This window comes from Streptomyces sp. NRRL F-6676 (assembly GCF_000725625.1).
Taxonomy (GTDB): Bacteria; Actinomycetota; Actinomycetes; order Streptomycetales; family Streptomycetaceae; genus Streptomyces.
In genome coordinates this window covers 39,468-50,534 of the sequence record NZ_JOHS01000045.1, presented here as the reverse complement: position 1 = coordinate 50,534, position 11,067 = coordinate 39,468, and the positions used below count along the sequence as shown (strand labels likewise).

Below are 11,067 nucleotides of genomic sequence, written 5' to 3'. Positions count from 1 at the left end.
GGGTGGGGTGGGGGGTAGGGGGGTGGGGGCCCCTCCCCCCGTTTCCGCACCACCGCCCGTCACCCCCGTCCCCGCCCTCGCCCGCACATGGCCTGTCGGGGTGCGTCCCATCGTGTTGCGTGGCTGGGAGCCGCCGGCCTCGGTCTACGGGCCGGGGCATCGCGGGGTGGATCTGGCGGCGGCGCCGGATACCCCCGTGCGGGCCGTCGCTGCGGGCCGGATCTCCTTCGCGGGGGCGGTCGGCGGGCTCGGGGACGTCTCGGTGGAGCTGGCGGGGACCGGTGCCCCGCCGCTGCGCACCACCTACCAGTCCGTGCGCGCCTCCGTGCACAAGGGCGACGTGGTCGCGCCGGGCGATGTGGTGGGCTTCCTCGCCGAGCCGGGTCCGCGGCACTGTCCCAGGGGCTGTCTGCACTGGGGGCTGCGCCGGGGCGAGACCTATCTCGACCCGCTCTCCCTGCTGCCGCCCTGGCTGCTGCGCCGGGGGCCGTCCCGGCTGCTGCCGGTGCCGGGTGCGCCGTGACCGGGGGCCTTCGGGACAGCGGCCGGTCCGGCGTCAGCCCCGGACGCCCCGCAGGGCGAGGGCGACCGCGGCGTCCGTGATCGTCCCGGGGTCCTCGGCCGCGCCGAACTCGATGCGGCGCACGGCCGCGTCGACGATGCCCTGGAGCAGCATCGCCGCCATGCGGGGCTGCTCGTGCCCGAGGGCGGCGAGGGCCTCGACGACCAGGGTCACGAGTCCGCCGTGGGCGGCGCGGATCTTCTCCCGGGCCCCGGCGTCGAGTTCGCTGGCGGAGATGGCGACGACGGCGCGGTGCCGCCGGTCCCCGACGAGGGCGAGCTGCTGGCGTACGTAGGCCTCGACCTTGCCCTCGGGGGTGCCGGCCCGTTCCATGGCGGCCAGGACGTCGGCCGCCCAGACGGGGAAGTCGACTTCGCACAGTTCTTCGACGACGGCGGCGCGGGAGCGGAAGTACTCGTAGACGGAGGAGCGCGCGAGTCCGGTGCGCTGGGCGAGGGCGGGGAAGGTCAGTGCTTCCGTTCCGCCTTCGGCCAGCAGGGACCGCGCCGCGTCCAGCAGGGCGGCTCGCTGCATCGACCGGTGCTCGGCCACGGAGGCCGCTCGAATCCTTGGCACGCACCCACTGTACGGAGGGTCCGCGGCACGCGGCAGCGGCTTCGCTCACACCCGTGTCCGGTCCTCGCCCCCGCCCATGGGCGTTCTCGCCCCCACCCGTGGTCGGCGGTGCCGGGGTGCGCAGGCCGCCTCATCGGCCGAAACCTGCCAGTTTGGCGCGTAGTTGCAGAACCGATTTGGTGTGGATCTGGCTCACGCGGCTCTCGGTGACGCCGAGTACGTTGCCGATCTCGGCGAGAGTGAGACCTTCGAAGTAGTACAGCGTGACCACGGTCTTCTCGCGTTCGGGCAGGGTGTTGATGGCCCGCGCGAGGAAGCGGCGCAGTTCGCGGTCCTCGGCGACTTCGACCGGGTTGTCGGCGGCGGTGTCCTCCAGGGTGTCCATCAGGCTGAGGCCGCCGCCCTCGCCGCCGATGTGCAGGATCTCTTCCAGGGCGACCACATTGGCCAGGGAGAGCTGGCTGAAGACGGCGTGGAGGTCGTCCACGCGGATGCCGAGTTCGGCGGCGACCTCGCTCTCGGTGGGAGTGCGTCTGAGCCGTGCCTCCAAGGTGGTGTAGGCCCGTTCGACGTTGCGTGCCTTCTGCCGTACCGAGCGCGGGATCCAGTCCAGAGCGCGCAGTTCGTCGATCATGGCGCCGCGGATGCGGGTGATGGCGTAGGTCTCGAACTTGGTTTCGCGGCCGATGTCGTACTTCTCGATGGCGTCGATCAGGCCGAAGACTCCGGAGGAGACGAAGTCGGCCTGTTCGACGTTGGGCGGCAGGCCGACGCTGACCCGGCCGGCCACGTATTTCACCAGCGGCGAGTAGTGCAGGATCAGCTGTTCCCGCAGCCGTTCGTCCCCCGTCGCCTTGTACGTCCGCCACAACTCGTCGAGGGTCGAGGGAGCGGGCGGGCGCACGGTGCCGCCGTCGCGGGCGGCTGGGGGGATGGCCGCCCGGTCGGACCCGGAGGTGTGCTGGGGCATTCGTCGCCTTGTGCCGTTCTGCCGTGGACCGGTACGGCCCTTGGGTGCCGTCGGTCCCGTGCCGGGGTGTTCTGTCGTTGTCGCCGTGTGCAGTGTTGTCGCCGTGTGCTGTTTGGTGGTGTTCCGTCGTTGCCGGATCCTTGTGAGCGTAGCGTGACTGAGCCGTCGCAGTGCGCGAAGGGCCGTGGATCACCCGTGCGCGAAGGGGCCGCGCCGCGTGCGGCACGCTCCCGGTGACCTCACGCACAGTGATGATCGGTTGTGTCCGGGAGTGCGAAGTGCCGAGGTCGCCGGGGGTCCCACGGACGGGCGAACACTCTCGGTCAGGGCGGGTGGGGTCCGGGGCGGCCGGATGTGATGGCCTGGCGTGTCAACTTCCAGCCGTCGCCGTGTCGTTCCACGAAGCCAAGTGCGCGGAGTTCGTACAGTTTTCCGACGGCGTCGTCGGGGGTCGTGCGTGCTTCGCGGGCGATGTCGTCGGTGGTGGCGGTGGAGCTGCCGGGCAGGGCGGCCAGGACGTGGGCGGTGCCCGTGTCGAGCAGGTCGCGCGGGAGGACGGGGCCGTGTCTGTCCGGTGCGAGTTCTCCCATGTCACCTACGAGTTCGGTGATCTCGGCGGCGTCGGAGACGAGGACGGCGTCGCCGCGCAGCAGTTCGTGCACTCCGGCGGAGAGCGCGCTGGTCGCGGGGCCGGGGACGCCCATGGTGTGGCGGCCGAGCCGGGTGGCGGCGCGGGCGGTGACGAGGGCGCCGCTGCGGTGGGCGGCCTCGACGACGACGGTGCCCCGGGTGAGGGCGGCGATGACCCGGTTGCGCTGGATGAATCTGCTGGGCGTGGGGTGGTCGCCGGGTGGCAGTTCGCCGATGACGAGTCCTTGCCGGGCGATTCTGGTGAGCAGCGCGGTGTGTCCGCGGGGGTAGGGGCGGTCGACGCCGCAGGCGAGGACGGCGACGGTGGCGCCGCCGGCGGCGAGGGCACCGCGGTGGGCGGCGCCGTCGACGCCGTAGGCGCCGCCGGAGATGACGACCCAGCCCCGTTCGGCGAGTTGGGCGGCGAGGGTGGTGGCCATGTGTGACCCGTACTCGGTGCAGGCGCGGGCGCCGACGACGGCGACGGAGCGCAGGGCCCACATGCGGAGGCTGGGTGTGCCGCGGACCCAGAGTCCGACGGGCCGCGCGTCCGCGAGGTCGTCGAGCTGCGCGGGCCATTCGAGGTCGCCGGGGCGGACGAAGCGCACTCCGGCGTCCCGTGCGACGGCGAGATCGTGTGCGGGGTCGGCCCGCCGGGCGCGGGCGAGCAGTCCGGCCCATCGTGTCTCCGAGACGCCCGGCAGTGGTCCGCCGCCCGCTCTCAGGTGCGCGGCGACCTGGGCGGCGCCTCGTTCGCGCAGCCAGCGTCCGGCGGTCTCGTCGCCGGGTTCGACGACGCGGCTGAGGAAGACCCGGGCGAGCAGCTCCGGATCGGCGGCGTGTGCGTCCCCGGCCCCCCGGTGTTCCTCAGCTCGGCAGTCCCCTGCCCTCCTGTCCCCTGCCTGGTTGGCGGCCCGGTAGGTCCCCGCCCCGGGGCCGCCGGCCCGCCCGGCCCCGGACCGGCGGTCCCGGGCCCCGTCGCCGTCGGCCGCCCCGCCCTCCCGGGCGGGTGGTTCCGCGGTCATGTGCCCGCTCCGATGGCCATCGGGACGCCGCGCGGGACGCCTGTGCGGAGTTGGAGTGCAAGGCTGACGTCGGCGACGCCGGGGCGGTCGTGGCCGGTGAGGTCGGCGACGGTCCAGGCGACGCGGAGGACGCGGTCGATGCCGCGGGCGGTGAGCGCGCCGCGTTCCAGCTGGTGCTCGGCCTCTTCCATGGCGCCGGGTACGGCGTGCCACCTGCTGCGCAGTTCGCGGCCGGGGATCTCGCTGTTGGTGCTCCAGGGGGTGTCGGCGAGGCGGGCGGCCGCGCGTTCCCGGGCGGCGTGCACCCGGGCGGCGACGGTGGCCGTGGCCTCGCCCCTGGCGTCGAGGTCGGTGAGCTGGGAGCGGCTGACGGGGTCGACCTCGACGCGCAGGTCGACGCGGTCCAGGAGTGGTCCGGAGAGCCGGGCCTGGTAGCGGCGGATCACGGAGGGTGGGCATTCGCACTGGGTGTCGCGCCGGGAGAAGCGGCCGCAGGGGCAGGGGTTGGCGGCGAGGACCATCAGGAACTTGGCCGGGAACCGTACGACACCGGCGCTGCGGGCGATGACGACGTGGCCCGATTCGAGGGGCTGCCGCAGGGCGTCGAGGGCGTGGCTGTTGAACTCCGGGGCCTCGTCCAGAAAAAGAATTCCCCTGTGGGCGAGGGAGACCGCGCCGGGGCGGGCGATGCCCTGGCCACCGCCGACGAGGGCCTGCATGGTGGCGGAGTGGTGGGGTGCGCAGTAGGGGGCGGTGTCGACGAGGGGTTTGCCCGCGGGGAGGAGTCCGGCGACCGAGTGGACGGCGGTGACTTCGAGGGATTCCTGGCGGGTGAGCGCGGGCAGTACGGCCGGGAGCCGTTCGGCGAGCATGGTCTTGCCCGCGCCGGGCGGTCCTTCGAGGAACAGGTGGTGTCCGCCGGCGGCGGCGACCTCGACGGCGGTGCGGGCCGCGTGCTGGCCGACGACGTCGGCGAGGTCGTGGCCGTTGTCCTGGGCGGCGGCGCCGATGGTGTGCATGCCGGTGGCGGCTCCGGTGCCGGGCAGGCGCAGCCCCGCGAGGAGCGGGTCGGGCCGGCCGGCGGTGTCGGGGTCCTCGTCGGGTACGGGTTCGTCGGCGAGGACGGCGATGAGCTGGCGGAGGCTGCGGACGCCGAGGACGGAGACGCCGGGCACCAGGGCGGCCTCGGCCGCCGCGCTCTCGGGGACGACGACCTGTTCGTAGCCGGCGTCGGCGGCGGCGAGGACCGCGGGCAGGACGCCGCGGACGGGGCGGACGCGGCCGTCGAGGCCGAGTTCGCCGATCATGACGATGTCCGCGAGGACGCGCGGGTCGATCCGCTCGCAGGCACCGAGGACGGCCGCGGCGACGGCCAGATCGAAGCCGCTGCCGCTTTTGGGCACGGAGGCGGGGCTGAGGCCGACGGTGAGTTTCTTCTGGGGCCAGGCGGAGCCGGAATTGACGACGGCGGCGCGGACCCGGTCCTTGCTCTCGGTGAGGCTCTTGTCGGGCAGGCCGACGAGGGTGAAGGCGGCGACTCCGGGTTCCAGATCGGCCTGGACCTCGACGACGACGCCCTCGACGCCGACGAGTGCCACCGAGCACGTACGGGCGAATCCCATCACGCCACCCCCCGTACGTGTTCGACGACGGGTGCGCCGCGTCGTGGTAGGACGACGCCGACCAGGTCGATGCGGACGCCGCCGGGTGGTGCTCCGCCGTGTTCCTGCAACCAGCGTTCGGCGAGGCCGCGCAGGCGTTCCGCCTTGGCCGGGGTGATGGCGGCCATGGGGTGTTCGAAGGGGCCGGCCCTGCGGGTCTTGACTTCGCAGATGACGAGTGCGTCGCCGTCGCGGGCGACGATGTCGATCTCGCCGGTCCTGCCGCAGCGCCAGTTGCGCCGCAGGACGGTCAGGCCGGAATCGGTGAGCCGGCGGGCCGCCAGCGCCTCCCCGTACCGTCCGAGCGCGCTGCGCGCCGTCCGTGCGCCGCGCGGCGGGCCGGCCGTTGTGCCGTTCCGCGCACCGTTCTTCGCAGTCGTGCCGTTCTTCCCGTACGTCTCTGCCATGTCGGCACCTCCTCGGCGCCAACACTGCGGGCAGAACGGCAGACGTGTGGATCTTGGTGGACAACCGGCGGATTGTGGATATCTCCGTCACCCGCACGGGTGGCGCGCGGCTCACGCGTTGACGTGAGCCCGCCTGCCACCACCGCCCCGCCCAGCCTCCTCGGCCCCCTCAGCCCCCCGGCAGCTCGAGGTCGCTCTTGTTCAGCTCCTCGATATTCACGTCCTTGAACGTGAGAACCCGTACCTGCTTGACGAAGCGGGCGGGCCGGTACATGTCCCAGACCCACGCATCCGCCATCGTCACCTCAAAGAACACCTCACCCTGGACGGAGTGCACCTGCATCTCGTAGTCGTTGGTGAGGTAGAAACGCCGCTCGGTCTCGATCACATATTTGAACAGACCGACGACGTCGCGGTACTCCCGGTAGAGCTTCAGCTCCATCTCGGTCTCGTACTTCTCGAGGTCCTCGGCGCTCATGGCATGTTCCCCTTCAGCCGTGCGTCCCCCTATTGTGCGCCAGCCCCGCGTGCCCCTAGACGATTTCGGTGTCGAGGGTCTCCGGCTCGGCCGGGGGACCGTCGTCGAGCAGCCTGCGCAGCAGCCCGGCGAGTCTGGTCGGATACACCGTCTCACGGGTGAGGGCCAGTTCCCGGCACGTCCACCACCGCGCACCGGCGACGCTGCGCCGCTCCAGTTCCGTCAGGGCCGTCGGCGCCGTCCCGGTCTGGCGGGTGCGGGCCAGGTAGTACCACTCGTCCTGGTCCCAGCGTCGCCCGGCGAAGGGGAAGGAGCAGCGGCGCCGCCACAGCACAGGGCCGAGCGCGATCTCGGTGATGCCGGTCTCCTCCGCGAGTTCGCGCCGGGCGGCCTCCTCGCGGGTCTCCGCGCCCTCCAGTCCGCCGCCGGGGGTGAACCACCAGTCGTCGGCCGGATCGTCCGGTTCGTGTCCGTGGAGGAGCAGGATGCGGTCCTCCGGATCGAGCAGCACCACACGGGCCACCTTGCGCAGCCGTGGCTCAGCATCCTGGGGAGCCGCTCCCTCCGCGGCCCCAGGTGCCGCCGGCACCGGCTCAGTGGACACCCGCCGGCTCCCTCCGCGAGGCCGGGCGCCTGCCGCCCAGACGCTTGGCGAGGGGCCCGTACGCCGCTCCGCCCAGGATCAGTACGACCCCGGCGACGATCGCGGCGAGGATGATCCGCAGCGGCCCCGGCGAGGAGAGCGGGCCGAGCGCCTCGAACCCGGTCGGGCGGGCCAGCATGCCGTGCATCGGCCAGGCGACGGCGTCCACGCGGGAGTCCACCGCGCTGCGCGGCACCGTGCCGCTGCCGGCCTCGGTGAGGTGGGCGGTGGAGTCGAGGGAGCCGCTGCGCTCGTCGCCGAGGAGGAACAGCCGGCCCTTGGGAACGGTGAGCGTGGGGATCTTCCTGGACTCGGCGGCCTGGCCGGCGGGCAGATAGGGCTCGTCGATCTGCTTGCCGTTGACGGTCAGCTTGCCGTCGGTGCAGCAGCCGACGGTGTCGCCGCCGACCGCCACGACCCGCTTGACCATGGGCGCGTCGCCCCAGCTCTGCTGCCGGAAGACGACGACGTCACCGCGTTCGATGTCGTCGCCGTCGACGCGCTGGGCGAGCACCCGGTCGCCGGCGTCGATGGTGGGCGTCATGGAGGAGGTCGGCACCGTATAAGGCTTGTACACGAGGGCGCCCCAGCCGAATCCGCCGAGGAAGAGGACACAGCCGAGGGCCACGGCGATGTTCGACAGCACGCTGCCGAACCGCCCGCGGCCCCCGCCCGTACGACCTGTCCCGCTCATCCCAGTGCTCCCCCACGTCGGAGATATGCCTCCGCCGCCCGGGTGGGGGCGCGGAGGATCGGAGATACGGGACGGCACCCTACCCGGCGGTACCGCCGCCGGAAACCCGGGTCTTTCCGCCGGTAACACGCACGGTGCGGCGCCGCCTGCGCCACAGGACCAGCGGGGCGACGCCCACGAGGGCCAGCGCGTCGGGCGCCGCGGCGGCGCTCAGGTTCTGGTCGAAGGTGTCCGGGACGGGCAGCGTGTCCCAGCGGGTGGGGGGCCAGGCGATGACGATGGCGCGGCCCACGACGTTGCCGACGGGGACGAAGCCACCGTTCTTGTCGGAGCGGTGGTAGCGGGAGTCCAGCGAGTTCTGCCGGTGGTCGCCCATGACCCAGATTTTGCCCGCCGGTACCGTGACCTTGAACTTCCCGCCCTCGTCGTCGAGGCTGCAAGGGGTGTTCCCGGCGTAGACGTACGACGTCTCGTCGAGGGGCTTGCCGTTGACCTTCAGCGGGCCGGTGCCGTTGCACTCGACGGTGTCGCCGGCGACGCCGATGACGCGCTTGATGAGGTCCTTCTCGTTGGCCGACGGCATCAGGCCGATCCAGCCGAGGACCCGCTGCACCGGGTTGGGGGTGGGCGTGGGCTCGCCCGCGAGCCAGTTGTCGGGGTCGTGGAAGACGACGACCTCACCGCGGTCGGGCTCGGAGCCGAACCAGGGGGTGAGCTTGTCGACGAGGACCCGGTCGCCGATCTGGAGGGTGTTCTCCATAGAGGCCGAGGGGATCGAGAACGCCTGCACCAGGAAGGTCTTGATCAGCAGCGCGAGCACCAGCGCGATGCCGATGAGCAGCGGCAACTCCTTCCAGAAGGAGCGCGGTTTCTTCGGGCCGCCCGTCCGGGAGCCGTCGCTCTCGGTGGTGCGGGAGCCGCCGCCGTCCCCGGGGCCGGGTGCCGCATCGGTGGGACCGTTGTGCTCGCCGTCCCCGGGGTCACTCCCGGGGTACGCGGTGTCTTTCATTGCCGGGGACGCCGTTCCGTCGGATCGCTCGGGCTCGTCTTCCGGACCATCCTGTCCGGACCGTGCGCCGACCGCCAAATCCCCCACATCCACTCCTCACCTTGTGCCGCCGCCCGCGCCACCGTCGGCGCAGGCCCACCACTCCCATAACGAGCGGGAGTTCCGCAGGGGTCGGGAGAGGGATCATTCCGTTTCGGTCCGAGGACGCCACCCTATGCGACGCGGCCGTCGCGGTGGCCGTCCCGTCCGGCACCGACGCATATGTGTTCGGCTCCCGCAGCCTGGTCCAGTGTCCGAACGGCCAGACGATGCCGACCGCGCGGCCGACGACGGACTTCTCGGAGACCGTGCCGCCGTACTTCTCGGAGCGGTGGTAACGGGAGTCGGCCGAGTTGGCGCGGTGATCGCCCATGACCCAGAGCCGGCCCTGCGGGACGGTGACGGAGAAGGAGAAGTCCGAAGGTTTGTTCCCCGGGTGAATGTACGGCTCGTCCAGGGGCATGCCGTTCACCGTCATGCGGCCGTCGCTGTCGCAGCACTTGACGGTGTCGCCGCCGACGGCGACGACCCGCTTGATGAGGTCCCGGTCGTTGTCGGAGGGCAGCAGCCCGATGGCGACGAGCCCCTGCTTGATCTGCTTGACGACGACGGGGTCGTCCTTCTTGGCGGTCTTCTCGCCCGCGAGCCAGTTCCCCGGGTCGCGGAACACGACCACGTCGCCCCGCTTGGGCTCGGAGCCGAACCAGGGGGTGAGCTTGTCGACGACGACCCGGTCGCCGATCTGGATCGTGTTCTCCATGGAGCCCGACGGGATCACGAACGCCTGGACGAGGAAGGTCTTGAGGACCAGCGCGATCAGGACGGCGACACCGACGAGGAGAGGTATCTCCCGCACGGCGCTGCGCCGCCGCTTGCGCTTGACCTTGCGCTGAAGCTTGCGCCGCTCGGCCCGGCTGCGCCCCGTGGGCCCGCCGCCGGCCGGTGCGCCGGCCCGGCGGGAGCCGGTGGGCAGCAGATTGTCCGCGGCGGAACCGCTGGGGCCCGAGCCGCGGGGTCGGCCCCGGTTACCCATGGACACCGTCCGCGGCGGGCACGCGCGCGTAGGCGCCGGGCCGTTCCAGGTGCGTCCAGTGCCCCGCGGGCCACACGATCCACTCGGCCCGCCCGATCACGTCGCCGACCGGGACCATGCCGCCGCCGGGCGCGCCCAGGCGGTCCCGGGAGTCGCTGGAGTCCGCGCGGTGGTCGCCGAGGACGAAGAGCCTGCCCTCGGGCACGACGACGTCGAAGGGGACGTCGGACGGAGTGTCACCGGGATGCAGAAACGACGACTCGTCGACCGGCCGGCCGTTCACCTCGAGCCTCCCCTCCTTGTCGCAGCAGACCACATGGTCGCCGCCCACACCGACAACGCGCTTGACGTAGTCCCCGTTTCCGAAGTTCCCCGCCCCGTCGAACACGACGACATCGCCGCGCCGCGGTGCACCGAAACGGTACGCCAACTTATTTACGAGAACGCGGTCCCCGATCCTCAATCCGTTCTCCATGGAACCGCTGGGAATTTCGAACGGCTGGGCGACGAAGGTGCTGAACAGCAGGAGGGCGAGCAGACAGAACAGCGCGCCGAACGTGAGGCGCCCGCCGGGGAGCCACCGCACGGCGCGGGAGATCCCTGACATGCGGGAGGCCGACGGCAGGCGGGAGGCCGACGAAGCGCGGGAAACCCATGAAAAACGCGACCGCTCCTCCGGCCCCTCCGTGTCCGAGGGATCCTCGGAGTCGGGAAGGCGGGAGGAACGGTCGCGTTCCACGTGCGGTGTTTCGGTGTCCATCGGGGCCAGATGCTATCCGGCCCGCGATGTGGACCCCGTCAGTGCGCCCCTCGGCGCACCCGCCGACGCACCCGCGGGCGCGTCCGGCAGCGCGCTCAGTTGTCGCGCTTCTCCTTGATCTTCGCGGCCTTGCCGCGCAGCTCACGAAGGTAGTACAGCTTGGCGCGGCGCACGTCACCGCGGGTGACGAGCTCGATCTTCTCCACGATCGGGGTGTGCACCGGGAAGGTGCGCTCGACGCCGACGGAGAAGGAGACCTTGCGGACCGTGAAGGTCTCGCGGACGCCGGAGCCCTGGCGGCGGATGACGACGCCCTTGAACTGCTGCACACGGGAGCGGTTGCCCTCGATGACGCGCACGTGGACGTTGACGGTGTCGCCCGGGCGGAAGTTCGGGACGTCGCTGCGCAGCGACGCGGCGTCGACGGTGTCGAGCAGGTGGGACATGTCAGTCTGCTTTCTTCGCTGATGCCACAGGTCATCAACGGGAACGAGTGCTACGGAGGATGGTTGCCGTCGGGGTCGGGGCGGGCGTCGTGTCCCCCTGTGGCAGGGGCGCGCGCCGGACTCCGGACAACAGC

13 protein-coding genes are annotated in these 11,067 nt (G+C 72.1%); 1 reads left to right on the top strand and 12 read right to left on the bottom strand.

All coding sequences use genetic code 11. The annotated features are described in order from the left end of the window. The first annotated feature begins 7 nt into the window (after positions 1-7). Entirely contained in the window at positions 8-523 is a 516-nt protein-coding gene (locus IO29_RS24240) for a M23 family metallopeptidase (RefSeq protein WP_078853565.1), read from the top strand. Between the two features lie 33 nt (positions 524-556). Here IO29_RS24240 and IO29_RS24235 read toward each other — a convergent pair whose 3' ends face one another. From IO29_RS24235 to rplS, 12 genes are all read right to left on the bottom strand, one after another. Beyond that, entirely contained in the window at positions 557-1,114 is a 558-nt protein-coding gene (locus IO29_RS24235; protein WP_030381537.1) for a TetR/AcrR family transcriptional regulator, read from the bottom strand. A gap of 154 nt (positions 1,115-1,268) precedes the next feature. After that, positions 1,269-2,108: an RNA polymerase sigma factor WhiG gene (gene whiG, locus IO29_RS24230; protein ID WP_030381538.1), complete on the bottom strand. Its 840-nt coding sequence runs from the start codon at positions 2,106-2,108 to the stop codon at positions 1,269-1,271. A gap of 323 nt (positions 2,109-2,431) precedes the next feature. Further along, a complete protein-coding gene (dprA, locus tag IO29_RS24225; protein WP_234307607.1) occupies positions 2,432-3,763 on the bottom strand; it encodes a DNA-processing protein DprA in 1,332 nt (443 codons plus the stop codon). Then, a complete protein-coding gene (locus IO29_RS24220) occupies positions 3,760-5,385 on the bottom strand; it encodes a YifB family Mg chelatase-like AAA ATPase (RefSeq protein ID WP_030381540.1) in 1,626 nt (541 codons plus the stop codon). The genes dprA and IO29_RS24220 overlap by 4 nt, the downstream gene beginning before the upstream one ends. Then, positions 5,385-5,831, bottom strand: a complete 447-nt coding sequence (locus IO29_RS24215; protein ID WP_030381541.1) for a YraN family protein — start codon at positions 5,829-5,831, stop codon at positions 5,385-5,387. The genes IO29_RS24220 and IO29_RS24215 overlap by 1 nt, the downstream gene beginning before the upstream one ends. Positions 5,832-6,000: 169 nt before the next feature. Beyond that, positions 6,001-6,309: a DUF2469 domain-containing protein gene (locus tag IO29_RS24210; RefSeq protein WP_014675276.1), complete on the bottom strand. Its 309-nt coding sequence runs from the start codon at positions 6,307-6,309 to the stop codon at positions 6,001-6,003. A 55-nt stretch (positions 6,310-6,364) separates the two neighbouring features. Next, positions 6,365-6,913, bottom strand: coding sequence for an NUDIX hydrolase (locus IO29_RS24205; RefSeq protein ID WP_030381542.1), 549 nt, complete (start codon positions 6,911-6,913; stop codon positions 6,365-6,367). Further along, positions 6,903-7,646: a signal peptidase I gene (gene lepB, locus IO29_RS24200; protein WP_030381543.1), complete on the bottom strand. Its 744-nt coding sequence runs from the start codon at positions 7,644-7,646 to the stop codon at positions 6,903-6,905. The genes IO29_RS24205 and lepB (IO29_RS24200) overlap by 11 nt, the downstream gene beginning before the upstream one ends. A gap of 79 nt (positions 7,647-7,725) precedes the next feature. Further along, a complete protein-coding gene (gene lepB / locus IO29_RS24195) occupies positions 7,726-8,742 on the bottom strand; it encodes a signal peptidase I (RefSeq protein WP_158709369.1) in 1,017 nt (338 codons plus the stop codon). Then, complete coding sequence (gene lepB / locus IO29_RS24190) at positions 8,627-9,727, bottom strand: signal peptidase I (RefSeq protein WP_030381545.1); 1,101 nt, start codon at positions 9,725-9,727, stop codon at positions 8,627-8,629. Before lepB (IO29_RS24190) ends, lepB (IO29_RS24195) begins: the two co-directional genes overlap by 116 nt. Further along, positions 9,720-10,487 (bottom strand): signal peptidase I, encoded by a 768-nt coding sequence (gene lepB / locus IO29_RS24185; protein ID WP_030381546.1) that lies wholly within the window; start codon positions 10,485-10,487, stop codon positions 9,720-9,722. The genes lepB (IO29_RS24190) and lepB (IO29_RS24185) overlap by 8 nt, the downstream gene beginning before the upstream one ends. 95 nt (positions 10,488-10,582) lie before the next feature. Then, on the bottom strand, positions 10,583-10,933 hold the full coding sequence (gene rplS / locus IO29_RS24180; protein ID WP_006139561.1) for a 50S ribosomal protein L19: 351 nt from the start codon (positions 10,931-10,933) through the stop codon (positions 10,583-10,585). Between the last annotated feature and the right edge of the window lie 134 nt (positions 10,934-11,067).

Excerpts from the sequence above, each read along its gene's own strand:
- whiG (WP_030381538.1), bottom strand. The coding sequence starts at position 2,108 with ATGCCCCAGCACACCTCCGGGTCCGACCGGGCGGCCATCCCCCCAGCC.
- lepB (WP_030381543.1), bottom strand. The coding sequence starts at position 7,646 with ATGAGCGGGACAGGTCGTACGGGCGGGGGCCGCGGGCGGTTCGGCAGC.
- IO29_RS24220 (WP_030381540.1), bottom strand. The coding sequence starts at position 5,385 with ATGGGATTCGCCCGTACGTGCTCGGTGGCACTCGTCGGCGTCGAGGGC.
- dprA (WP_234307607.1), bottom strand. The coding sequence starts at position 3,763 with ATGACCGCGGAACCACCCGCCCGGGAGGGCGGGGCGGCCGACGGCGAC.
- rplS (WP_006139561.1), bottom strand. The coding sequence starts at position 10,933 with ATGTCCCACCTGCTCGACACCGTCGACGCCGCGTCGCTGCGCAGCGAC.
- lepB (WP_030381545.1), bottom strand. The coding sequence starts at position 9,727 with ATGGGTAACCGGGGCCGACCCCGCGGCTCGGGCCCCAGCGGTTCCGCC.
- lepB (WP_030381546.1), bottom strand. The coding sequence starts at position 10,487 with ATGGACACCGAAACACCGCACGTGGAACGCGACCGTTCCTCCCGCCTT.
- IO29_RS24210 (WP_014675276.1), bottom strand. The coding sequence starts at position 6,309 with ATGAGCGCCGAGGACCTCGAGAAGTACGAGACCGAGATGGAGCTGAAG.
- IO29_RS24215 (WP_030381541.1), bottom strand. The coding sequence starts at position 5,831 with ATGGCAGAGACGTACGGGAAGAACGGCACGACTGCGAAGAACGGTGCG.